Source organism: Cobetia amphilecti (assembly GCF_032923285.1).
GTDB classification, from domain to species: Bacteria; Pseudomonadota; Gammaproteobacteria; order Pseudomonadales; family Halomonadaceae; genus Cobetia; species Cobetia amphilecti.
Map to the genome: position 1 here is coordinate 2,844,913 of NZ_CP136695.1, position 23,782 is coordinate 2,868,694.

Annotated in this window: 17 protein-coding genes; 3 read left to right on the top strand and 14 right to left on the bottom strand. The window is 51.1% G+C overall.

From position 1 onward, the window contains the following. Nucleotides 1–270: 270 nt before the first annotated feature. The 14 genes from rfbA to R1T44_RS12255 all read right to left on the bottom strand — a co-directional run bounded on the left by rfbA (nucleotide 271) and on the right by R1T44_RS12255 (nucleotide 17,607). Nucleotides 271–1,197, bottom strand: a complete 927-nt coding sequence (gene rfbA, locus R1T44_RS12190) for a glucose-1-phosphate thymidylyltransferase RfbA (RefSeq protein ID WP_317292098.1) — start codon at nucleotides 1,195–1,197, stop codon at nucleotides 271–273. A 321-nt stretch (nucleotides 1,198–1,518) separates the two neighbouring features. Beyond that, on the bottom strand, nucleotides 1,519–2,592 hold the full coding sequence (gene rfbB / locus R1T44_RS12195) for a dTDP-glucose 4,6-dehydratase (protein ID WP_288388146.1): 1,074 nt from the start codon (nucleotides 2,590–2,592) through the stop codon (nucleotides 1,519–1,521). A 455-nt stretch (nucleotides 2,593–3,047) separates the two neighbouring features. Further along, entirely contained in the window at nucleotides 3,048–4,064 is a 1,017-nt protein-coding gene (locus R1T44_RS12200; RefSeq protein ID WP_288388145.1) for a phytanoyl-CoA dioxygenase family protein, read from the bottom strand. A 34-nt stretch (nucleotides 4,065–4,098) separates the two neighbouring features. Then, nucleotides 4,099–5,046 carry a KpsF/GutQ family sugar-phosphate isomerase gene (locus tag R1T44_RS12205; RefSeq protein ID WP_288388144.1) on the bottom strand — a complete coding sequence of 316 codons (948 nt, stop codon included), beginning with the start codon at nucleotides 5,044–5,046 and terminating at the stop codon, nucleotides 4,099–4,101. Between the two features lie 67 nt (nucleotides 5,047–5,113). Next, entirely contained in the window at nucleotides 5,114–6,403 is a 1,290-nt protein-coding gene (gene kdsB / locus R1T44_RS12210; RefSeq protein ID WP_317292099.1) for a 3-deoxy-manno-octulosonate cytidylyltransferase, read from the bottom strand. A gap of 21 nt (nucleotides 6,404–6,424) precedes the next feature. Next, nucleotides 6,425–7,246, bottom strand: a complete 822-nt coding sequence (kdsA, locus tag R1T44_RS12215) for a 3-deoxy-8-phosphooctulonate synthase (RefSeq protein ID WP_317292100.1) — start codon at nucleotides 7,244–7,246, stop codon at nucleotides 6,425–6,427. A gap of 2 nt (nucleotides 7,247–7,248) precedes the next feature. Next, a complete protein-coding gene (locus R1T44_RS12220; RefSeq protein ID WP_317292101.1) occupies nucleotides 7,249–8,151 on the bottom strand; it encodes a hypothetical protein in 903 nt (300 codons plus the stop codon). Beyond that, on the bottom strand, nucleotides 8,151–8,984 hold the full coding sequence (locus tag R1T44_RS12225; RefSeq protein WP_317292102.1) for a polysaccharide pyruvyl transferase family protein: 834 nt from the start codon (nucleotides 8,982–8,984) through the stop codon (nucleotides 8,151–8,153). The genes R1T44_RS12220 and R1T44_RS12225 overlap by 1 nt, the downstream gene beginning before the upstream one ends. Before the next feature lies 1 nt (nucleotide 8,985). Further along, the gene (locus tag R1T44_RS12230) at nucleotides 8,986–12,291 is read right to left on the bottom strand and encodes an HAD-IA family hydrolase (RefSeq protein ID WP_317292103.1); all 3,306 of its coding nucleotides are present in this window, start codon (nucleotides 12,289–12,291) and stop codon (nucleotides 8,986–8,988) included. Between the two features lie 39 nt (nucleotides 12,292–12,330). Further along, on the bottom strand, nucleotides 12,331–13,440 hold the full coding sequence (locus R1T44_RS12235; RefSeq protein WP_317292104.1) for an ABC transporter ATP-binding protein: 1,110 nt from the start codon (nucleotides 13,438–13,440) through the stop codon (nucleotides 12,331–12,333). Between the two features lie 3 nt (nucleotides 13,441–13,443). Next, complete coding sequence (locus R1T44_RS12240; protein WP_317292105.1) at nucleotides 13,444–14,526, bottom strand: chain-length determining protein; 1,083 nt, start codon at nucleotides 14,524–14,526, stop codon at nucleotides 13,444–13,446. Between the two features lie 3 nt (nucleotides 14,527–14,529). Beyond that, complete coding sequence (locus tag R1T44_RS12245; protein ID WP_317292106.1) at nucleotides 14,530–15,372, bottom strand: ABC transporter permease; 843 nt, start codon at nucleotides 15,370–15,372, stop codon at nucleotides 14,530–14,532. Between the two features lie 2 nt (nucleotides 15,373–15,374). Further along, on the bottom strand, nucleotides 15,375–17,018 hold the full coding sequence (locus R1T44_RS12250; protein ID WP_317292107.1) for a polysaccharide biosynthesis/export family protein: 1,644 nt from the start codon (nucleotides 17,016–17,018) through the stop codon (nucleotides 15,375–15,377). Nucleotides 17,019–17,247: 229 nt separating this feature from the next. Further along, complete coding sequence (locus R1T44_RS12255) at nucleotides 17,248–17,607, bottom strand: DVU3141 family protein (protein WP_288388067.1); 360 nt, start codon at nucleotides 17,605–17,607, stop codon at nucleotides 17,248–17,250. A 1,059-nt stretch (nucleotides 17,608–18,666) separates the two neighbouring features. On the opposite strand from R1T44_RS12255, the gene R1T44_RS12260 reads away from it, so the two are divergent. The 3 genes from R1T44_RS12260 to R1T44_RS12270 all read left to right on the top strand — a co-directional run bounded on the left by R1T44_RS12260 (nucleotide 18,667) and on the right by R1T44_RS12270 (nucleotide 23,523). After that, entirely contained in the window at nucleotides 18,667–21,033 is a 2,367-nt protein-coding gene (locus R1T44_RS12260) for a capsular polysaccharide biosynthesis protein (protein ID WP_288388068.1), read from the top strand. Between the two features lie 3 nt (nucleotides 21,034–21,036). Beyond that, nucleotides 21,037–22,506 (top strand): capsule biosynthesis protein, encoded by a 1,470-nt coding sequence (locus tag R1T44_RS12265; RefSeq protein WP_317292108.1) that lies wholly within the window; start codon nucleotides 21,037–21,039, stop codon nucleotides 22,504–22,506. A 132-nt stretch (nucleotides 22,507–22,638) separates the two neighbouring features. Beyond that, complete coding sequence (locus tag R1T44_RS12270; protein WP_288388070.1) at nucleotides 22,639–23,523, top strand: SDR family NAD(P)-dependent oxidoreductase; 885 nt, start codon at nucleotides 22,639–22,641, stop codon at nucleotides 23,521–23,523. Nucleotides 23,524–23,782: the final 259 nt, after the last annotated feature.

Consider the following 23,782-nt stretch of genomic DNA (forward strand, 5'->3'; position numbering starts at 1 on the left):
AAACAAGCGCGAGCGAGAGCACACACTGACTCTGGGACGCTTACTTTGAGCTTAATGATTTCTGGGCATCACACCACTCAAATTTTGCTGCTGTGTAGCGGATGTAATCAACGTGTTACCTGCGTTGGACACCAAATCGCCGCTGGCAGTGTCAGATTGGTCGTCCTCAGCTCCAGAAATGACAAGGCCCGCAGGGGTAGCTGCGGGCCTTGTGGGTTGATGAACTCGATGTCGAACCAGGTCATTTGCCTTGCGTAAAGCTGACTCTCATCACGCCACGCGTATCAGTTCGTGGCGGTCTTCACCGAGTGCCGTGGCACGGCGAACATCCTCCAGTCGCTTGAGCAGGTACTGGCCATAGCCAGTCTTACTGAGACGCTGGCCGAGCGCGAACATCTCATCGTCATCGATCCAGCCATTTCCCCAGGCGATCTCTTCCAGACAGGCGATCTTGAGTCCCTGACGATGCTCGATGGTCTGCACGTACTGCCCAGCCTCCAGCAGGCTGTCATGCGTGCCGGTGTCCAGCCAGGCGAAGCCACGCCCCAAGCGCTCGACATGCAGGTCGCCCCGCTCTAGATAGGCATTGTTGATGCAGGTGATTTCCAGCTCCCCCCGAGAGGAAGGCTTGACGCGCTTGGCGATCTCCACGACATCGTTGTCGTAGAAATAAAGGCCGGTCACCGCAAAGGGCGAACGAGGATGGGCAGGCTTTTCTTCGATGGAAAGCGCCTTGCCCTGCTCGTCGAACTCCACCACGCCAAAGCGCTCCGGGTCCTGCACCAGATAACCGAAGACGGTCGCCCCCGTGGCACGGGACGCGGCGTGCTTGAGCTGACCCGTAAAGTTGGGGCCATGGAAGATGTTGTCCCCCAGCACCAGGCAGACATCATCATCACCGATGAAGTCCTCGGCGATCAGGAAAGCCTGAGCCAGCCCGTCCGGGCTAGGCTGCACGGCATATTCAAAGCGAACGCCATATTGCTCACCACTGCCCAGCAGCTGCTGATACTGCGGCAAGTCCTCAGACGTCGAGATGATCATGATGTCCTGGATGCCGGCCAACATCAGGACCGAGGCGGGATAGAAGATCATCGGCTTGTCGTAGATAGGCAGCAACTGCTTTGAAACGCCTAACGTGATCGGGTGCAAGCGAGTGCCGGAGCCCCCCGCGAGAATGATGCCTTTCCGTGCCATGTTACGCTCCCTGTCCCTGCTGAATTTCCGCTGTCGTCGCGGATCAGTCAGTGCCTACGCTTCCTGGCCCAGTGAACTGACAAGCTCACCTGGCTCCCTGACGCAGCATCTGATTCAGCTCATAGCGTAAACAGCAAGAAGACCGCCTGCAGCATGGTTTTCGCCGCAAGATTGCGCATTTTACTGCTATTAATAAAGCTTATCAAAATATCACTAAATCAATATATATAGCTCAGGGCTGGGCAAGGCAGGAGCATGATGAGACTCATGCCAAGTCACCTCAGGCAGTTGAGTCACTTCATCTCCTGCACGGTGCCCGGATCAGATCTCGGCTCCCAGACGCTCTCCCTGATAGCGGCCATCACGAATCCGCTGCCACCACTCAGGATTATCCAGATACCACTGAACCGTCTTACGCAGGCCCGACTCGAAGGTCTCCTGCGGCCGCCACCCCAGATCACGCGCTATCTTGTCGGCATCAATGGCATAACGCAGATCGTGCCCGGGCCTGTCGGTCACGAAGGTGATCAAATCACGGTAATGCGCAAGACCTTTAGGCTTTTGCGGCACCAAGGCTTCCAACGTCTCACAGATCAGGCGTACCACGTCGATATTGCGCTGCTCGTTATGCCCGCCGATGTTGTAGCTCTCCCCCAGCGGCGCATCACACGCCACCTTGATCAAGGCACGCGCGTGGTCCTCGACATACAGCCAATCGCGCACCTGATGGCCATTGCCATACACCGGCAGTGGCTTGCCTGCCAGGGCATTGAGGATGGTCAGGGGAATCAACTTCTCGGGGAAGTGATAGGGGCCATAATTGTTCGAGCAGTTGGTCATCACTGTCGGTAGACCGAAGGTCCGCTGCCAGGCTCTTACCAGATGGTCCGACCCCGCCTTGCTGGCCGAATAGGGAGAACTCGGCGCATAGGGTGTCAGCTCCGTAAAGCCGGGGTCATCCACTGCAAGATCACCAAACACCTCATCGGTCGAGATGTGATGGAAGCGGAACGTCTCAGCCTTGGCAGGATTCACCAATGCCAATTGCTTCCAGTAACGGCGTGACGCCTCCAGCAACCGGCAGGTACCCATGACGTTGGTTTCGATGAAGGCCTCCGGCCCATCGATGGAGCGATCGACATGACTCTCGGCGGCGAGGTGCATGACGATATCCGGCTGATGCACACTGAAGATTCGTGCCAGTGCCTCAGCATCACAGATGTCCGCATGCTCGAAGACATACCGCGGATGATCACTGACGGACTCCAGCGAATCCAGATTGCCCGCATAGGTCAGCTTGTCCAGGTTGACCACTTCATGGGACGTCGAATCGATCAGCTCGCGCACCACGGCAGAGCCGATGAACCCGGCACCGCCGGTAATCAGGAACTTCATGCTTCACCTCAGCCACGCACTCGGCGCAGAAAGAAAATTGAGAGTGCAGAGAATCAAGGGTCAGAGTCATGGGGCTGCCACACAACATCCCTGGGCTCGTCCCTTGTTGTCTCCTGATGATACGCTACCGCCCCGCCCGCCCTTGGCCGATTAGCGTGCAGTATCACAGCTGAAATTCCTCGCCCGAATGGCATACCCACATAATGAGAACCAACTTATATAGAGAGCGAGATGACTCCGTCTCCAGTATGACAGGCACAAAAAAGCCCCGTACGCGTAGCGAACGGGGCTTTTCACTCTCTCGTCCATCATGAGGGAGGCCTGGCTTGCCAAGGTGGCTAAAGGATGAGCCTCAGGGCTTGATGACACGCAAAATCTGACGTCAGCAATAAAGCTCACTGACTCCTGGCGCTGTCACAACGCCCTGTCACAAGGCTCTGTCACATGAGCCCGGGTCAAAGATCCCCGTTGTCAGCAGGCACGAACCAGGAAGCCATCTCACCTCGCGCGGCGGCCTTGCGATCATCACGCTGCCGCTCCGCTTCCAGCACACGATATTGGAGCCGATTGATCCACTCGAAGCCAAGTCCCGGCAAGGGGGAAAAGGGAGTCGTGCGACTCATCCCCCACAGTGCAAAGCGTGTACTGCCCTGCTCTGCTTCACCACGCCCATGCATGCCGTAGGTATTGGCGATCAACAGTGTGTTGGCCTTGACGGCAAAGTGCTTGACCTCGCCTAGACCGAAGCGCTCGAGATCCCCTTCATCCACACGGAAAGACCCACGCTGCGTGTATCGATTGGGGTGGTCGCGTGCGATCAGGCTCATATGCTTTTCCCATGACAGACGCGCTGGCGACATGCGCGTGGAGCCCGGGACAAACATGAAAGGCCCCTGGGCAGGTGTCACATCCTGCAGATACAGCCAGAACTTCATGGTGGGCTGGAAGGTATCCACATGCAGGGACTTCTGGGGATCGCGCTCATGGCTTTCCAGCACGCCATTGTGAATACGCTCCAGATGCATGATGGGCTGTCGCGCATGGCCACTGCAGTAACGCATCAGGCGCCTGAACCGCTTGTCACGCATCAAGGCCTGCATTTCCGGTAAGGCTGCTACATTTTCCGGCGCCATTACACGACGACGGGTCAAGGTATCTGCCTGGCGACACTGACGAATCTCGCCACGTGCCCCCTCAGCCTCTCTGACCAATCGCTCGTACTGCTCCGCAGGCAGAAAATCCTCCAGCATCAGGTAGCCATCATGCTGAAAGGCCTTACGCTGCTCTCGCGGCACCCCATAGGCAAACCAGGCCTGACGTACACGCATCATCCAATGCGCGGCGCGCAAGCGCACCAGATGAAGCCCACGACGGTTCAGCCCGGGGTTCCCCAGCACAGGATTGGCCACGAAGGACTTGGCACCCGTAAATGCCCCTAGTGTATCCATGCATCTAGCAGCAAGAGACCGCATGCCTGACTCCTTCACCACATTTTCGGCAAGAAACTCAACCGATCTTCCGAGCATCCTGGAGCTTGAGAACTCCGGTCAAAGCACCATTGTCATCTACTACCAACAGAGAGGTGACGTTGGCTTTCAACATGGTGTTCTCGGCAGCCGAGAACATTTCGTTTTCATTGATCGTCATGGGGGTGCGGGTCATGATATCGCCCCCTGTCACGCCATCCAGCCCTTGATTATCGAAGAGTGAGCGACGCAAGTCACCGTCCGTGATCAAGCCTTGAATAATGCCATTGTCAGCAATGACGGTCAGCCCTAACCCGCCTTGCGTGATCGTCATGATCACTTCGCGCAAGGAATCTGTCGGGGTATTACAGGGGACTGGGGAGTGCATGACATCACGGACACGCGTCAGCAAACGACGACCAAGGCTGCCGCCGGGATGGAACGCCGCGAAATCCTGAGGCATGAAATGACGGCGCTCGATCAAGGCAACGGCAAGCGCATCCCCCATGGCCAAGGTCACAGTGGTCGAGGTAGTAGGTGCCAGATTGTTGGGGCACGCCTCACGATCAACACCGACATCCAGCACCAGATCACTGTTCTTGCCAAGGGTCGAACCGGGATTGCCTACCAAGGCAATGATTTTGACCCCGAAGTGTTTCAGTGACGGAATCAGGCGGATGACCTCTTCAGTTTCTCCACTGTAGGAAATCAAAATGGCCACATCCCCTTTGGTAAACATCCCCAGGTCGCCATGATAGGCCTCTGCTGGATGTACCGCGAAACTGGGCGTACCGGTCGAAGCCAAGGTGGCTGCAATCTTGTTGCCAATGATGCCTGACTTGCCCATCCCGGAGACGATCACCCGACCAGAAGTCGTCATGATCATGCGTACCGACTCTTCAAACTCATTTCCCAAACGCTCAGAAGTCGCTTGCAGTGCCTCCGCCTGAGTCACGAATACTTTCTTTCCAATCTCGACGCTTGGCATTTCCTTACCCTCTGTCCATGATGCCTGGCTGCCCAGCAGAGATGTGCTGAGCAGCTTCCTTCATTGTTTATTGTGCAACTTTAGCAACATTGCCCAGGAACCCCGAAGCAGTGCTATAAACCGCTTCCCTCCCCTGTGCCAAAAGGATTCGGTCGGCCAGTTCTCTGACAGCGCCCTTGCCCCCTGGCAGTGACAACACTTCATCGGCTTGTGCCTTGATATAGTCCGGTGCATCCGCGACAGCGTAGGCTCTACCACACGCATCGAAGGCTGGGAGGTCTATGACATCATCGCCAATGAATACTGTCTGCTCCGCAGTCGAACCCGCTGCCGCCATCAATTCCTGGCATGCAGCGTGTTTATCCTTCACGCCAAGCTTGGCATGAGAGATCCCGAGATCGGCAATGCGTTTGCGCAGCGTGGCAGAATCGCGCCCCGAAAGGACCGCCACCTGAATGCCTGACTCCTCCAGCAAGCGGATTCCCAGGCCATCCCGGACATGGAACTGCTTCAAGGATTCACCCGAGGCATCGTAATAGATACCACCATCAGTCAAGACGCCATCAACATCCGTAATCAGTAGCCGAGTCTGAGCCAATGGATCAGGCTTGCTCTGCGGTGTGCGGCCTTCTATCAGAGCACGTACCGTCTCCAGACACTCAGGGGTATCAACGCCGGGCCCGGTTTCCTCTACCTCAATGACATGGATCTTGATACCGGCATGCATGAGGCGAAGCTGTTCCAGCGATTCAGCACGTTCTGCCATGGACTGGGGTAGCCGTGAATATCCTTCCAAGACCTCGCGTCGATAGGCGTAGACTCCGACATGCTTACGATACCTGGCTTCTTCAACCTCGCGAGGGTAAGGAATCGGAGAGCGACTGAAGTACAAAGCATCATCGAATTGATCGCACAGAACCTTGACCGTGTTCGGATTCTTGGCTTCCTCCGATGAGATAGCATGACAAAGTGTTCCCACTTTTGCCTGGCTATTCTGCATGGACGCCACCAGCAACTCGAGGTCCTCCGGCCGCACCAATGGCTCATCGCCTTGCACGTTGAGGTAGATATCGGCGGAGACCTTCTGCATTACCTCAACCAGACGGTCCGTGCCAGAGGCATGCTCTGGTGAGGTCATGACTGCCTGCCCGCCAAAAGCCTCTACTGCGTCGAATACACGCTCGTCGTCCGTGGCAACCCATACCGCATCAATTCCTGCTACCTGAGTGGCACGCTCCACCACATGCTGCACCATCGGCTTGCCAGCAATGTCTGCCAGGGGCTTCCCTGGCAGACGGCTGGAGCCGTAACGGGCAGGAATGATGATGACCGTTTTCTGGTTCATCTCAATCGTCACGACGCTATTCCCTTTGCAGACTTATTCAATGACCAGCTCTGGAAGTGACTTCACTGCATCATCGATAGCCTTGACCTGTTGCAGGAAAGGTTCGAGTTGATGCAGCGGCAAAGCGCTGGGCCCATCGCACTTGGCATTGTCAGGGTCCGGGTGCGCTTCCAGGAACAAGCCTGCCAGGCCAGTGGCCATGCCAGCTCTCGCCAATGTCACTACCTGCTGACGACGACCACCAGAAGCGGCGCCGGTCGCTTCACGCTGCTGCAACGCATGGGTGACATCGAAGATGATCGGAAGATTCCCGGTCACGCGCTTCATGACATCGATGCCGAGCATGTCGACTACCAGATTGTCATAACCGAAGCTTGTACCACGATCACAGAGTATGAGATCGCTATTGCCCGCTTCCTTGAACTTCTCGACGATGTTCACCACCTGCCCCGGGCTCAGGAACTGCGGCTTCTTGATATTGATCGTCTTGCCAGTCTTGGCCATGGCCACGACCAGATCTGTCTGACGAGCCAGGAAAGCCGGCAGCTGCAGGATATCGGCCACTTCCGCCACAGGTTCACACTGCCAAGTCTCATGGACATCGGTGATGACCTTGACGCCGAACTCAGCCTTTACATCCTGGAAGATTCGCATGCCCTCTTCCAGCCCCGGGCCACGATACGAATGAATCGAGGACCGATTGGCCTTGTCGAAACTGGCCTTGAATACATAGGGAATACCAAGCCGGTTGGTAACCTCTACATAATGCTCACAAGCCCGCATCGCAAGATCGCGAGATTCAAGAACGTTGATGCCACCAAATAAACTAAAGCGGCTGTCATTACTGTAACTCATTACTATTCACCTAAATTAGAATTAAAGTTTTTCATGATAACGCGATGAAGTTTATCTGAAGTTTTAGATAAGAAACTCTTATATTTTTGTACATCGCCACCGTTCATATTTGCTTGTCGTTTAATAATCTTCTTTTTACGAAGCAAGTAGTCAGTTGATGTATCCTCAATCAGTACAGGGTGATATATTCCTTTGCTATCGGAAGACTTTAAATCCGACAAATAGTGAAAGTTATAGTATTGTCCAGATGATGACCATCTATACGATTCACAAAAACTCTCACCAAAATAATCTTCCAAGCTCTTGAGAACAAATCCCTCACTTTTCAGAAGATTGGCTACGAAGCCTTCATCACCAGGATATAAATCTTGGCTAGAATTCACTATAGTAAGCTCTTTACGCTTTTCAAACATCCGGCTTGCAAATTTGGAAGAAAAATAATTAATCGAGAAGCAGCATCCAAAGACATTGTCATCTGACAGCTTGTACGAGAATTTCGATGACGAATACCAAATCCACGAAGAGTCTCGCTTACCAAACTTAAGCGCCATGTAATCAACGTCGGGATCAACACCAGCCAGCAATTTATTTAATCTTTGATCACAAATTATTGCATCATCTTCTACAAGCCAATACCCATCATAGTTAGGGAATCTCTTAATAACGGGATACAATGCATAATCTCCACACTTCCAACCTATAGTTGGGAAATCATGTCTAAGATTATTTTCATCCAGCCATTCGCGGTTATACGAACACTTATTTACATACCCTGAGACAGAACTTGCTTTAGTCTCATCTACAGCGAATACTACATTTAGTCCAGAAGCGCGATAGTAATTAGCAAGGTAAAAAGCTTGTGAGTCAACATTATTAGTACGTATACAAACTAGAACGTTGGCCATTATTTTTCCTTAATAAAATTACGTAGGCTCTGATCAATATCATTTGCTCTTTCTGATATAATTTTTGAATCGGGTATATACAGGTTTTTCACTATATCAACGGGTGAGCTTAAAGACTCGTGTGTTATAAACTTATTATGATCACGATTTATCGATGAGAAATAGTCGTGAAATTTGAAATCACCACCTTTATGTAAGGCTTTAACTCTCAACCACACGTTTGGTATTAATAAAGCATCACAGAAAATAAGTCCATGTAAACTCTGACTCACAATGTATTTATATTTTCTTAACTCATCAACAAAATCTTGAATAGAATCAGTACGTATATCAATCAATTCAATATTCTTATCCTCTAGTACTTTTTCGACCCATTCATTATTCATTTGAGAGTGATGCGGAATTAAACCGACTTTAGCATTGTTATCTTCTTTGGTTTGATATACCGGACTAAACATGTTGTACAAAAGTAATCCTGGATCTCCCACGGAGCATGTACTTTGTACCGATATTGGTAGCAAGCTTTTTGTAAAATAGCCTCTCACGAACTTAAAATCAATTTTCTTAGCTTTAACTAGACTATCTACAAGCTCAATATCAACCTCTGGGTTCATAAAACCACTGCCTAGAACATAGGTTTTCTTGGTTTTTTTTGAAGCCACTGTTGGAAGCCAGTTCAGAATACTGCCTGTACTAATAAAATCACATCTTTCGATGGATACTTTCTTCAAATCAAACCCATAATATTCCTTAAAAATTATACGTGTAATTTCATCGCCTAGATTGTAACTTGAACTATTGGGATCACGCCACCAAAATGCTAAATTTTTCATTTTAAGAAACCTTGTAAAAATATTTAAAATTAGAGATTAGTTTATTGTTTGAGTCATTAAAAAAACTATATGGATCTTTAAGAAACTTATGATACTGCTTCTCTGTAGAAAACTTTCTCACAATTAAATTTAACAAATTAAACTTTAATTTTGGTTTGGGAGTATTATTAAACAGCACAATAGCGCCTTCTTTCCACAAGCTGTAAGCTAATGTAGAATCTTTATCACCAGGGTTCAAGTTAATTAATTTTTTTGACTTTCTACCGCTAAATATATTTTCAAATTCGATATCAGAAAACAACATTGCATCTTGTGGGCTAGGCTTTTCAAGCATATCTAAAAAAGGAGTGACAGCATATTTAGAGGATAGCCCAACATAATTAAAGTGGCTTGAAGTTTTACTAAGCACGTCACTATAGTCACTACTAAATTCAACGATAGAATTATGGACTTGTTCTATAAATTCTTTCCTAGCTTTATCAGTGTTATTGACTACAAATACGGGATTGAAATCTTCACCTACGATGTCTATTTTTTTAAAGGAGTCCTGATTGTTTAAGAATACATTCTCAAACATCAGTATATATTTTTGATATAACTTAAAACTTTCCTTGTCTATATCAAGCTCACTCGCGAAATATGAATAAGCGTGCATATTATTATCAAGCACATTTCTCTGAATGTCTTTCGATGTGACGAAATAAAATCCCGTTACGGGTCTATCTAAAAAAACAGATATCGACCTTTGCAGAGTTCCCCCATGGCCTATATCGACTATACCAACACTGTCAGCACTGAATAAACCTTTATGAGAGTAATATTTTACAAGATTCCTTCTCTCGTGGGCAGCGTTATCTAAGATATCATGCGAAAGACCAACGATAAGTCTTTGAAGTTTGTCCTTATCTTTCTTGTAATCAGCAAGATCGCAGAGAGATTCATACCCTGCCTCTTTGACGATAACTATATTAGGATCGCTCAATCCAAATCTTGTTTCGAGTAAGCTTCCGATCGATTGCGGCGTGAAATTCAAACTTAATAAGTCAATAAGGTCTTGAGTAGTTTTCAGAGCTGCTACGTTTACACTCCTTCTGGAGGCATATAGGTAGTGACTTTTAATCTTTTCACCACCAATTTTATGGTTATATTTATCGAAGGCCCTCTTAATAATCTCGCCATCTCTAGCAAGAAAGTAAAGATCTGTTAAACCCTGACTCACAGCTTGTTTATATAACCACTCTGCCATGCCACTAAATAACGGGCCAAGTACACAGTAACCTAGTAATTCTGCACTACCTGCAGTGAAGCTAGTATCAGATATACTAGCTTCACTCATGAATATTTTTTCAGACACAAGAGACTTAGTGATGCTCTTGCTAGTAAGAAATTCATTACTATCTTGTTTTTCTAAGGACTTTAGTACTGGATGTTTATTATGCAAATAATCATAGGACCGTTCTATATGTAGAGTATTTAAACCGTGATCTTTAGCTTTTTCGATATCAGATCTTAAGTTATCACCAATATGAAGCACATTCTTATTAGCTATGTCCAGATCTTTTTTTACATAACTAAACATATTACCTGTATGTTTCAGTAAATGTGTTTCACTCGAGACGTATAATTTATGGTAATGAGTTATATTGGCGTTAGATAAAAGCTCCTTAACAAAAGCACTACTATAGAATATGTCAGATATTATAACAATCTTTTTGTTTTTAGATACAGCATAATTATAAATATCCATGCCTGATTTTCTAGGCATGCAAAGATTAACATCTAAGCCGTGCTCTAAATTACTAAGCTCATACGTAGCGTCATTATTTAATTTAAATTTTTGTTGGAGTGCTGAATATCGCTCATCTATTGAGATCTCTTCGCCGCAGGTGCGCAGATCAGGTGTTATCAAATTCCTAGCTTTTTCCCTCTCAGATCTAAATATACCTTTTAACTCATGCTCAGCAGGCAGTTTACTATCTAAGATATCAAAAGCATGATTAGGGTTAGAAAGAGGTCTTTCTATTAAAGTACCAAACACATCAAAAGAAACATATTCTGCTTTATCTACTAATTTTTTCCACTGATTAAGCCTAGCAGAATATTTTTCTAACAAAATTTTAGGAGGCTCAACTTTTTCAACTTTAGTTTTATTTATATTAGATATACTTTCAGTAATCGATTTTGGCGCAGATAGCTTTTGGACTCTTCGATCCACGGCTAACAGAGTCTGTCTAATATCTTCGACTTTATCAACAGTTTTATATCCCCAATAAAAAGCCAACATATCTCTAAGCTTATCTTTTGTATCGAGAAACATTACCCGATCACATTTTTTTGTTGACAAAATTGGTGATAAAATATCAGCCCAAAAGTGGGGGCTAATAAACTCTTGATAAATTGTTTGATAATTAGGGAAGCCTGCACCAACAGGAAATACAGGTTTATACCAGAACTCTGAGGATATACCAAAGCATGCAGCTTCATGGACTACTGAAGAGGATATCGAAGCTACTTTTTTGATTTTTCCACTAGCTAATAAAGAGTAAGTAGGTTTATCTATAAATGAAGCAGAGGGATGCTCATTAATATATTTTAATATTTCTTCATCACCCTTTTTCACATAGGGATGACGTGAATAGTAAACTTTATCGTATTTTTTAGCTAGCTCTTCGAACTTTTCTTTAAAATCCAAAAGATTTAACATTCTACCGTTTGAACAAATAGCCTTATCATTAAGTGTCTGGCCTATAAAAAGAGCAGAGTTATCAGGTATATTTATTGAAGGTCGACGATACCCCTTATAAAACTGTACTTTAAGCCTATTGGCATAAAGCTTAAATATTTCTTCGTCTATTCTAAATTCTGATATTTTATTATGTATATCTTCATTAGATGAAGAAAATCCGAATAAAATATCATCTAAGAAACGTACTGGATGTAGCCAAAAGTCTATCCAAGTGACGTTAATTTTATCAAGTAGATATCTAGTTTGTTCTGATAGTTCATAACCAATTATCACATCGCCTGGTGTCAGAAACTCACTTAAATAGCCTAAAGAATCATCTGAAATCTCATTAGCATCGTACCAGAATTGTACTTCGTGAATATTTAATTCGATACCAGATTTTTCAAAAAACTTAATACGGGAAAACTTATCATTATTACTCAAAGATGAACTAAATTCTACAACCTTAGACCCTGTAGCTTTACCAATAGGGTAAGATAATATATCGACCACCCATTTTCTATTCGAAAATTGCTCCTTTTCTTTTGTCATAATAAAATCAGAAGATAAATATACAGTCATTTTAGCGCCTCAATAAACTAATGCTAGCTATGATTTAAGTCAAGAGCCTTGCAGTTGCAACAAGCTCTTTTTATTAGTAATAACATCAATCGCTTTATCTATAGATATAAGTGTATCTTCATCATACAGGGTCATAGTTGTTTGTCGTTCTTTAAGTTTATTAAGTCCGGCCAAAGAAGCATTTAAACGATTCTTTTCTTGATTATAGCGCGCTTTGTCAAGAACATTGCACGTCAATGCAATTTTATTATATTCTAATTGTGCCGCTTTATATTCTTCCCACCAGTCTCGCAATATTTTTTCTAGCCTATTACTTTCTTTATCAGTTATTCCAGACCTTTTTAAACTTAAGTAAGCTTGTAGCAAACCATCATGTTTTAAAAGCTTTTGATTCATTATTTTTTGCTGCTCTATCAATTTTTCTAGATCATTTTTCTCACTATGATGAACTGTAACTTTTTTACTTGTTTTCCCTGGACTATTATTTATCTTATCAATATCGCTATGATACGCTAATATAGCATCCTTTATATCACTGAACCATAATGCTTTGCCATTCACTAAATATATGCCAGCTTCACATAATTCATGTAAAATCCTTTCTCCATGTGAAACCATTATCAGTGAAGCTTGTCCAATACGTCGCTGAAATAGTTGCTGAGCCTTCGCTTTAAAAGCCCTATCCCCTACCGCAGTAGCTTCATCAGATATATATACATCAAAATCAAACGCGAAGGAGAGACCAAAGGAAAGACGTGAACGCATTCCGGAAGAGTAGGTTCTGACTGGCTCATCGAAAGCCGCACCGATTTCCGCGAAGTCTTCCACAAAGTCGACTATTTTAGCAACGTCCTTCGCACGCCCCTGTGCACGTGCCACAAATTTGACATTCTGGCGCCCTGTCATGCTGCTTTGCATCCCGCCAGATAATCCGATTGGCCAAGACACACGACTATGCCGAATGACTTCACCACGCTCGGGAGTGTCCATTCCGGCAATTAATCTGAGCAAGGTCGACTTGCCAGCACCATTGGCACCGATGAGACCAACGCTCACACCGGATGGAATTGTCAGGTTGATATTGCGTAAAACCCAATCGCTACCATGATGATTGTGGTAACGCTTGTAGAGATTTTTGATCTCTATCATAGCTCAGTCCCGATGTTCTTTGATAATCAGCATCAACATGCTAGCAATAAATGCCAGAAAGATAGTGATCAACGCAAAAACTGTAATATTGTAAAGACGCTCAGGTTGAGTAGAATATTCTGGCATAAGAGGACTCTGTAACACACTAACTTGCTTCAACTTACGAGCTGCTTCAAGACGTGTATTTTCGAGCGCAGCGAGCGCACTGGAGTAGGTCTCCTGAGCAAACTTAGCCTTGAGTTCTAATGTTTCATACTTAGACGAAATGCTGTTAAGTGAACCGCCCGTCGCCTGTGCCAGGCGATCACGTTGCTTGGCAATCTGCTCGCGCATTGCCTCTATTTCGGCCTGTACGCGGCGCATGTCAGAAGCACGATTACTTTGATAGCTTCCTAGCGCCTTGCGCTGGGCCTGTAAAGTGGCTAACTGGCCTTCTAGGGTCGCCACTACCTGATTGATACTCTCAACTGTGCTCGTCGGTGAAACTAGGCCTTCCTTGTTTTGGAATGTCAACAAAGCTTCTCTGGCGTCATCCAAGCGTCCTTCCAATCGCCCAAGCTGTTTTTCCAAGAAAGTAACCTGCTCTTCTGCCAGTCTACGGCCCATTTCATTCATATGGTCTTCACCGGCCGAAAGCAAAAGCTCCGTCATACGGTGGGCGAATTCTGGTGTATAAGCTTGCACTTCGATTACTAGAACCCCTGAGTATTCATCCATTTCTATCTTGACTCGACGAAGATAATAATCATGTAACTCTTCGATTGGAGCATTCTGATCCATTAGTGATGAAAAGAAGTCACCATGTTGACTGTAGTGCTCTCTGAAGCTGAGCTTTGCATCAGCCAATCTCAACATATCAGTAGAAAGCAGATATTCACGCAGCAGCAGCAAGTCCTTATCAGAACTTCCCCCTGTCAGCAAGGAAGACACACTAAAGTCTGCTGAAGCTACCTGTGGGCTTTCGAGCACTACGGTTGCCTTCGACACATAACGATCCGATGCCCACAAGGACCAGTATAAAGTTACTAACACGATAGCGATCAATGCCAATGCCCAATGGGGCTGTCGAGTCATAAAGGCTTTCATAGATTACTTCGCCTTGAGTTTATGTGAGAAACGGATATGTAACATCAGTCCAAGTGCATTCAATGATAAGATGAAGAACCACAGATAGAGCAGGCTCGTCCCCTTGACTACATGATATCCCTCGAAGAATCCGAGTCGGAGCAACTCCAGTCCATGAGGGATTGGATTCCACATCAAATATTCCAAAAGCCAATGGGGTAGATGATTGATAGGAAATATGACACCAGAAATTATCAATAATGGCAGACTAATGATCTTGACTATTCTTTCCAGCTCTTCTACGAGCGTAGCGACTACTGACAGCGTCAGACCCAACCCCAAACCCAAACCCCAGAGGGATAACCAGCTGAAGAGAGCGTAAAGGGCATCGTCTGGGACAAGGGGTATTCCCAGCAGCAAACCTCCAGCGATGAATAGCAGGAAAACGAAGGTCCGCAGCATACCTTCCAGGAAATTACGCACCATGACAGGATCCGATGTCTGCACCTGACGATAGGTAAACAGCGCCTGGTTGGCATTGATAGCTCCCATGCCGCGCATCATTCCTTCTCTGACGAGATGAAACCCCATTAAGCCCACGATCAACCAAGGTATAAACTCTGCGTTGACAATTAATCTGTCATTTAATACAAAGGAGCGGATGAATATCATAATACCGATAAGTGCTATCGGCTCCGCTATCATCCAGAACCAGCCCATGCGGTCCGCCATGGTACGACCAATGGCTTCGCGGATGAACATCGCGTACCAGACGCTACGCGTCACGGCCCAGGTGGAGCGGGTCTTAGGCCCGCTCTTGTCGTCGCTTGAGGAGCGTTCAGTTGAAGTACTCATTTCAATGGCCATTATCAGAGGTCAATCGCAACTTTCGTAGCGACTGCAACTTGATAGAGGATCTGCGTGATGCTGGTGGCCAGCTGCAGGTTCTTGGTCGGCGGTTCCGGCAGTACCAGAATCTGATCACCCGAGCGCAGCTCGACTTCTTCAGCGCGACGCACGGCGCCGTTCTGACGCACAACGAGAATCTGGTCTTCATCCGCGTGCTGCGTGAAGCCACCGGCGCTGTTGATGTAATCCATCACCGTCATGCCCTGGGTGTAGACCATGGCCTGGGGCACCACGACTTCGCCGCTGATCAACAGGGAGTCGCTGATTTCCGGGATGGTGATGACATCGCCATCCTGCAGACGCACATCGGCGATGTTGCCGTCTTCACGCGCCACGACCAGTCGTCCAGTCGGTTCTTCCTTCTTCGCCTGCTCGACGAACTTCTCGATCATCTCGGCTTCCTGGACACGAAGCTCGGATTCTTCGGTGGTCGATGAAGACGCGCCGAGATAGGTGGCCTGAAGACGCTTGAGACTGTCCTGCAGTGCCTGCGCCTGCTGTTCCTTGACGCTCTCACGACGAATGGAAACGCTCTGGTAATCGGTCAGCCCTTTCGGCACCCCGACGGCATTGAGCAATTCCCCAAGGTGGGCATCGCGCGGCAGTGCATAACGTGACGGGCCATAGAAGCTGCCTTCCAGCTGCACGACGATGGTCTCGTCACGCTGGTCGGCACTGAACAGCACTTCATCACCAGCGCGCACGTCAGCAGCGCGGAATTCCGTCACCGGCAGATAGCGCGAGACGGGGCCGTCCGGACGAGAGCCCCGCAGCAGCACGTGAGAGACACCCGACTTGAGACGCGCCAGGTTCAGGACGTCTTCGCCACTCAGACGCGAGTCGGTGAGCTCATAGCGGTAATCACGCTCGACATCCCCGACCACGCTGATCGCCGGGCCACGTTCCTCGACGACGACGGTATCGCCATCGCGGAACTGCGGACGAGCGATCTCGCCGTTGATCAGGAAGTCATAGAGATCGACCGTATTGATGACGCGGCCATTGCGCTTGATCTTGATCTTGCGGTAGCTGCCCAGTGCCTGGTCGATGCCGCCGGCCTGATCAAGGAAATAGAGCATGGAATCATTCGGGGTCCCGGCGTAGCGTCCCGGATTCTTGACATACCCGGTGACGAAGACGCCCACCGGCTGCACGCCCTGCAGATTGGTGTAGACGCTGACGTTCTCGGGATACACCTCTTGAATGGCGCTGCGTACCTTGCCATCCAGCTGGGCATTGGTGGTGCCCTGCACCTTCACCGGACCGATGCCCGGCAGGAAGATGTTGCCCTGCGCATCGACAGGCAGCACGGACTCCATCTCGACCCCACCCCAGACACGCAGAGTGATCTGGTCACCCGGCTTGATGGTGTAGCTGCTGTTGAGGCCATCGGCCATCATGCCGCGGAAACCACCGGTAAAGAGGTTTTCGCCGAACGGCGGCAGGGAATCAGGGTCGGTCTGCGCACGGGAGGTCAGCGGCCCGTAGGTTCCGCTACGCCAATCGGCACGCGCCTTGTCTTCTACACTGTCCGTCTTTTGCGGGATGCTGGAGGCCTGGTCATTGCTGGACAGGATGGAGCCACTGTCCAGGCCGGCTGCCATGGCAGGGCTGGCGTTCAGGCACGCTACCGCCACCAGGCACCCGGCCCGGAGCAAGAATCTGGAAATCGTCATCGGGCTAGGCCCCTCGTAGTGCAAAGAAAATTGTGCAAAAAATAGTGCAGTGTCGGTCAGGGGTGACAGTGCCGGCCACACCAGCCTGCCTCCTGCAGTAGTCGCTTCGCGCTGATCCCGGTATGGGCCTTTCAGCGAGAAGTTGTTGAGAAACTCCTCAGCGGGCTTCTTCCAGCAGGCCAGTCACCAACCGCTGAGTCACCCAGGTGCCCTCGCCGGCCTTGCCGTCATTGCTGGTACGGCACGACAGTTCCTTGCTGGGTAGATCACGCTGATTAGAGACCGTCAGCTCGCGACAGATACGTCCGCTGGCTGCGAAATAGCGCTCATGGGCGACTACTTCGACATTGCTGCCCCAGGGGCTGGTCGGCACGGCAATCACGCTGCCAGGGGCGGCGCTGTCGAGAAATGACGAGACATCCGCCGGCAGCGACGCAGCGCCGGTCAAATTGGCCAGGTTGGTACTGCCGGCACCGGTGGATTCCGGATAGGAGGTCGCGCATCCCGAAATAGCCAAGGCAAGTCCTGCTGCACAGGCCAAGCGAACAATACGGACTGAAGCCTGACGATAAAATTTCTGGTTCATGAAAGTGTCCTGATGCTGCAAAGGGCCGCATAAGCTAGTAGAACCGGGTTCCACACGGTTCGCTGTGCGGCAAGAAGGTTCATACGCCTCAAAATAAGCATGGCTGCAAGCAGCAACCGATTCATGTGGAGGGGGCCCACGTGAGAAACTGGTATTGCCTGTACGTCCGGAGACTGGAGTTTCTGATGGTGCGCATGTCTTCCAGCTCTGCAATGAAATTGACTTGAGGTTGACACGCCGCTGGGTCACTTCGATGACTCCCCCTTGCACCATTTCTGATGATGACTCGGCAGCTAGCACGGCGAGGTGCTAACAACCCACGCCGAGCATCTCGCCTTGAAAGGAGCCAAGCCAGATGGCTTTCTCTTGAGCGACTTTGAAGAGGAAGGCGACACCCATGGGCTATGTCAGCAGTCAGCGGGTGTCGATATAGAGGAAGAGTCCGAACAGCAAGCAGGAAGACAGCCATGGCCAAAGCGTGCCCGAAAGGGGCAAATGCATTGACGCCCTGCAGAATCAACGACACGGCAGTGGCCATCATCAGCCACTCCGCCGGCCAACGATTCCAGACAAGCCCTGCCAACACTCCTACCGTCACCACCAGGGTGATAAAAGCATCCATGTGCTGCGCGATTTCCATCTACTAGCGTTCCCTTGGCGTCCTGCCGCTTCTTCTGGTCAAGCCCTGCGCTTCACGTTCATATGAAGCTCAAGCATTAATGAAAATGCATGGCAGAGCGTTGCACTTTAGCAGCAAAGCTATTACTGCTGAAGCATGCAGTGAAAAAGCTGACAAACAAAATAAAGCACCTGTTAATAATTTGCCTGCTACCAATATCGCGAGCAAAGACTTGATTGAATTCGTTCGTCACTTTGCGTACTTTCCCTATTTGCGGACCCTGAGTCAACGGTCTCCCACGACAGCCTCACCAGTCGTGCTGAGCATCACGAGTAAGCAGTCACTTTTCATATCTGAAACGGACACCCTGCATGCTGAAGGCGGCAATGAATCAAGGATGGGGGCTTCTCATGCGTGCTCTGCCCTGCGCCTCTCACGCTCGGCATGGATCAGCAGATGTCACGAATGACGCGACCTCTGGGGCATCGCTCTGTTTTTCTTCAGGTATTTATCGCCAACCACTTCTTGCTTGCTTCATTCCCGAGTTGCTGCCACTGACAAGAGGGCGTACACCCATTTCATGTCAGAAAAATTACGACTCTCTCGCCTACAAGAATTTATTCTTCGCTGCCGAGCGACGTGCCCCAACAGGTACACTGGGCGGAAAAAATGTAGGAAAAGAACGACATCCAGCAGCGAGCGAGACTGAATCTTTATCAGAGTTCGGGGCATCGGAAGGGCTAAATACCGCGCTAGAATTCGTAGGCCAGAAATCCTCGACAAGCATCGTTCGTGTCGTGGGTTGGGGGCATAAACCTACTGCGAAGCGCGCGCGCCAATATGCGCTTGAGCATGGATTGCCCTACGTCGCATTGGAGGATGGTTTCCTGCGCTCCCTGACCCTGGCAAGCGCCGGTTACCCTGGCATGGCGATGGTGGTCGATCATCAGGGCATCTATTACGATGCGCGCCAACCGAGCGATCTCGAGCAACTGATCAATGAAGCGCCGACGCGTCAGAGTGAGGCGTTGCTGGCGCGCGCGCGCGCGGCTCTCGAAAGCCTGCGCATGCATCGCTTGAGCAAGTACAACCATGCACCAGAGCGCAAGCTCCCTGCCCGAAAGCCTGGCATGCAGCGACTTCTCATCGTGGATCAGACCGCCGAGGATGCGTCTGTCGTGGGTGGCATGGCCAGCCCGGAGACTTTCCTTGCCATGCTGAGGGAGGCCTGTGCCATCGAGGGAACCGAGGTGTGGGTCAAGGTGCATCCGGATGTGATCGCTGGCAAGAAGCGCGGCTATCTACTGGAGGAGGCGCGCAAGCTTGGCTGCACGCTGCTGAGTGACGACATCAACCCCTGGAGCCTGTTCGAACAGGTCGATGGCGTCCATGTCGTGACCAGCCAGCTTGGATTCGAGGCCCTCATAGCAGGCCTGCCGGTGACCTGCCACGGCATGCCGTTCTATGCCGGCTGGGGTCTGACGGATGATCGGCAGCAATGTCCGCGCCGAGGGCAGTCACGCACGCTTGAACAGGTGTTTGCCGCGGCCTATCTCGAATACAGCCGCTATGCCAACCCCTATACCCAGCAGGTCGCGACGCTCGAAGAGATCATCCAGCTGCTTGCAGACCAGAAGCGAATGGCTACCAGACTTGCCGGGCGCTGGCAGGGGCTCGAGTTTTCTGGCTGGAAGCAGAAGTTCATCGGTTATTTCCTTGGCCCCTGGTCTCAGCTGCGTTTCGAGAAGAAGCCTGAACGCGCGCTGCAACGTCTTTCTCCGCAGGACACCGGCTCGCCCCCTCAGAGAATATTGAGCTGGGCTGGCCGTACGCCGCCAGAGCGCCAAGCGCAGGTGAGGAAGGCAGGCGGTGAACTCTGGATGATGGAAGATGGCTTTCTGCGCTCAGTCGGCCTGGGTGTCGACCTCACCCGCCCCCTGTCACTGGTGGTTGACGACAAGGCCATGCACTTCGATGCCAGCCGAGCCAGCACGCTAGAAGAGTGGCTGGAGCATCATGAGCCAAGTGATGCAGAGCTGGCCCGTGCACGCCGACTGAGAGAGCGCATCATTTCGCTGGGGTTGAGCAAGTACAACTATCAGGACGACACGCTGCCCGACTTGCGAGAGCTTGCTCAGGGTCGGGAGATTGTCCTTGTGGTGGGCCAGGTGGAATCGGACGCCTCCATTCGCCATGCCTGCCCCGGCATTCGTACCAACCAGGCTTTGCTTGAGGCGGCGCGAGAATTGCATCCTGAAGCTTACGTGATCTACAAGCCGCATCCTGACGTTGTATCAGGAGGCCGTGTGGGAGAAGTGTCGCAAACGCCCGGCACCTATGACCTCGAGCTTTCAAAGGGCAATATCAGCGATCTGTTCACACAGATCGACCGCCTGCATACGCTGTGCTCGTTGGCCGGCTTTGAAGCCCTGATACGAGGAGTGCCCGTCACGACCCATGGCCTGCCCTTCTATGCCGGTTGGGGGTTGACTAATGACCAAATCGACTGTCCAAGACGGACGCGCATCTTGAGCGTGGATGCCCTTGTCGCTGGTGCGCTGATCGAATATCCGATCTACGTGGATCCCGATCGGGGGGACTTATGCAATGCCGAAACAGTCGTCACAATACTTGAACGCCAACGAAGCATGCTCAGGAATGGCACCATGCGACTTTCATTACCCTGGAAAACCCGGCTATATCGCGGCTATCGAGCATTGTTCATCGGGAAGCACTGACTCATGGAACATGGACGTCTGACACCAACCCTCAGCCTCACGCCACCAACCGGTGCCGACATGCCTGTCAGCGCAAGGCTTGGGCAGGCGTTGGAGCGGATCATGGGCGATGGCGCTCTTGCAAAGCTGTCTGATGATGCCGTCTTGACGCCCCCGCTGAGTCAGCCTTCAGCCCCTCTCATCAGCGATGGCTGGGCAGCATCGAAGGCACCCGATATCCAGCTGCGCCCCCGTGAGGGGGGACGCCGGCGCGTCTTCATGTTGCTGCAGGGGGTGTGCTCGCCTTTCTTCCTGCAGCTGGCGAAAAAGCTCAAGCAGGGTGGCCATGAGGTCATCAAGGTCAACTTCAACAGCGGCGACAGTTTCTACTGGCGCCACGACAAGGCGTATGCCTATCGCGGCAAGCTTGAGGACCTCGGCGACTGGATCGCCGAACTCTGGCGCAAGCATCACGTCACCGATCAGGTATTGTTCGGCGACCGACGCCCGGTACATCGTGATGCCGTGCTCAAGGCGGAATATCTCGGCATCCGTACCCACGTGTTCGAGGAGGGCTACTTCCGCCCTTACTGGGTGACACTGGAGCGCGAAGGCGTCAATGGCCACTCCCTGCTGCCACGCGACCCTGACTGGTTCCGTGAGGCAGGCAGACATCTCGAAGATGCCCCCACGCCGCAGCGTTTCAAGTCCTCCTTCCGTGAGCGTGCGCGTCATGACATCACCTACCACCTGGCGGGAGCGGCCAATCCGCTGCTGTTCCCGCGCTACCGCCCGCACAGCATTCACGCCGTGCAGGAATATGCGGGCTATGCGACACGACTACCCTTGATGCGCTGGTACAAGCGGCGTGACGCCAAGCGTATCGATCAGCTGATGGGCAGTGGCGCGCCCTACTACATGCTGCCGCTGCAGCTGAATACCGATGCCCAGATACGCCACCATTCGCGCTTCGCCAACATGCAGGAAGTCATCCAGCGAGTGATGAAGAGCTTCGCCCTGAATGCGCCACGCAGTGCACGCCTGGTGATCAAGAACCATCCCCTCGACATGGGTCTGGTGGATTACCCGGGACTGATTCGCTCATTGGAGCGCCGCTACGATCTGATCGGGCGTATCGTCTATCTGGAGAGCGGCAATCTGGAGAAGCTGCTGCAGCAGGCCAAGGGCATGATCACGGTCAACAGCACGACCGGCAACGTGGCGCTGCAGTATCGCTGCCCGACCTTCTGCATGGGCGACCCGATCTTCAACTTGCCGGGCCTAACCTTCCAGGGTTCGCTGCATGATTTCTGGACCCAGGGCCAGCGCCCCGACACCACGCTCTTCCGACATTTCCGCAATACGGTGATTCATACCGTGCAGCTCAATGGCGGCTTCTACTGCAAGCCGGGTATGCAACTGGCCGTGTTGGGCGCCTCCAAGATACTGTGCGCCGAACGCTCGCCGCTGGAGAACATGTTGAGCCGCTGCTGAACATGCGAAAAGACTGCTGGACCACGCAACAACGGTGAGACACGCCAACGATGGCAGCCTCTCTCACCCGACCATAACGAGAAACGCAAGGGAACTGCCGACCTTCGGTGTCGGGATTCAAGGAGACCAAAGATGACGGCCATGCCCCCCCAGCAGCCAGAGCCTACCGACGCTGAACGCGCCGCTGGCACTCACCGAGCGGATAACCGACCTGCAGAGAGCGACGCCAGTGCGAAAGCCGCGCAGGATGCCAGCCGCCTGCGGCGCGTCCTGATCACCGGTGCCACGGGCGAGATAGGCGGCGCCCTGGCGCGCGCCTACGCCGAGACGGGCACCACGCTGATTCTCACCGGCCGCAAGCAGCGCAAGCTCGATGCGATCGCCAACGACTGCCGCAAGCTGGGCGCCGAGGTGGAATGCACGGTACTCAACCTGTGTGATGAAGAGACCCTGTTCACCTGGCTGGATGAAGTCTGCGCGCGTGGCGTGCCGGACATCGCCATCGCCAATGCCGGCATGAATACCGATATCGGCCCCCAGGGCAACGGAGAGCGCTGGGAGGATTCACGCCGCCTGCTGCAGACCAACGTGATCGGCACGCTGGGCATGGCTCACCATCTGGCCATGGCGATGAAACAGCGCGGCAGTGGTCAGCTGGTACTGCTCAGCTCCCTGGCGGCCTGGCATGGACTGGCATTGACGCCCAGCTACAGCGGCAGCAAGGCGGCGGTCAAGGCGTATGGCGAAGGCCTGCGCAGCTGGCTCAAACCCCATGGCGTGGGTGTCACCGTCGTCATGCCCGGCTATGTCACCTCGCCGATGTGCGAGGCCATGCCAGGGCCCAAGCCCTTCGAGATACCACCCGAGAAGGCCGCACGCCGCATCCTCAAGGGTGCAGCGCGCAACCGGGCGCGTATCAGCTTCCCCTTCCCGCTCAACTTCGGGTGCTGGTGGTTGAGTGTCCTGCCCGCCGGAATCTCCCAGCGCCTGCTCGGGTGGTTCAATTACACTCATTGATCGGGGCTTGCGTCTTCGTGAGCCTGAACCGTGAGCCGGGCCGTCATGAGCAGCAGGCGATGACTCAGCTTTTTCCATTGTCATGACAATGAGTTAGCGTAATACCCCAGCACCTGCCACTGGAGTACATCGTGCAGGATCGATTAAGGAAGACAGTGGCGGGAACGCCATAGCGTCAGTTGAATACGCTGGAACGATCAGGATCTGGACACCAGAGCGCCTGAAAATACTGCGGCGAGGGGCCGACTTGTCACTCCCC

Excerpts from the sequence above, each read along its gene's own strand:
- rfbA (WP_317292098.1), bottom strand. The coding sequence starts at position 1,197 with ATGGCACGGAAAGGCATCATTCTCGCGGGGGGCTCCGGCACTCGCTTG.
- rfbB (WP_288388146.1), bottom strand. The coding sequence starts at position 2,592 with ATGAAGTTCCTGATTACCGGCGGTGCCGGGTTCATCGGCTCTGCCGTG.
- R1T44_RS12200 (WP_288388145.1), bottom strand. The coding sequence starts at position 4,064 with ATGCGGTCTCTTGCTGCTAGATGCATGGATACACTAGGGGCATTTACG.
- R1T44_RS12205 (WP_288388144.1), bottom strand. The coding sequence starts at position 5,046 with ATGCCAAGCGTCGAGATTGGAAAGAAAGTATTCGTGACTCAGGCGGAG.
- kdsA (WP_317292100.1), bottom strand. The coding sequence starts at position 7,246 with ATGAGTTACAGTAATGACAGCCGCTTTAGTTTATTTGGTGGCATCAAC.
- R1T44_RS12220 (WP_317292101.1), bottom strand. The coding sequence starts at position 8,151 with ATGGCCAACGTTCTAGTTTGTATACGTACTAATAATGTTGACTCACAA.
- R1T44_RS12225 (WP_317292102.1), bottom strand. The coding sequence starts at position 8,984 with ATGAAAAATTTAGCATTTTGGTGGCGTGATCCCAATAGTTCAAGTTAC.
- R1T44_RS12230 (WP_317292103.1), bottom strand. The coding sequence starts at position 12,291 with ATGACTGTATATTTATCTTCTGATTTTATTATGACAAAAGAAAAGGAG.
- R1T44_RS12235 (WP_317292104.1), bottom strand. The coding sequence starts at position 13,440 with ATGATAGAGATCAAAAATCTCTACAAGCGTTACCACAATCATCATGGT.
- R1T44_RS12240 (WP_317292105.1), bottom strand. The coding sequence starts at position 14,526 with ATGAAAGCCTTTATGACTCGACAGCCCCATTGGGCATTGGCATTGATC.
- R1T44_RS12245 (WP_317292106.1), bottom strand. The coding sequence starts at position 15,372 with ATGGCCATTGAAATGAGTACTTCAACTGAACGCTCCTCAAGCGACGAC.
- R1T44_RS12250 (WP_317292107.1), bottom strand. The coding sequence starts at position 17,018 with ATGGCAGCCGGCCTGGACAGTGGCTCCATCCTGTCCAGCAATGACCAG.
- R1T44_RS12260 (WP_288388068.1), top strand. The coding sequence starts at position 18,667 with ATGCTGAAGGCGGCAATGAATCAAGGATGGGGGCTTCTCATGCGTGCT.
- R1T44_RS12265 (WP_317292108.1), top strand. The coding sequence starts at position 21,037 with ATGGAACATGGACGTCTGACACCAACCCTCAGCCTCACGCCACCAACC.
- R1T44_RS12270 (WP_288388070.1), top strand. The coding sequence starts at position 22,639 with ATGACGGCCATGCCCCCCCAGCAGCCAGAGCCTACCGACGCTGAACGC.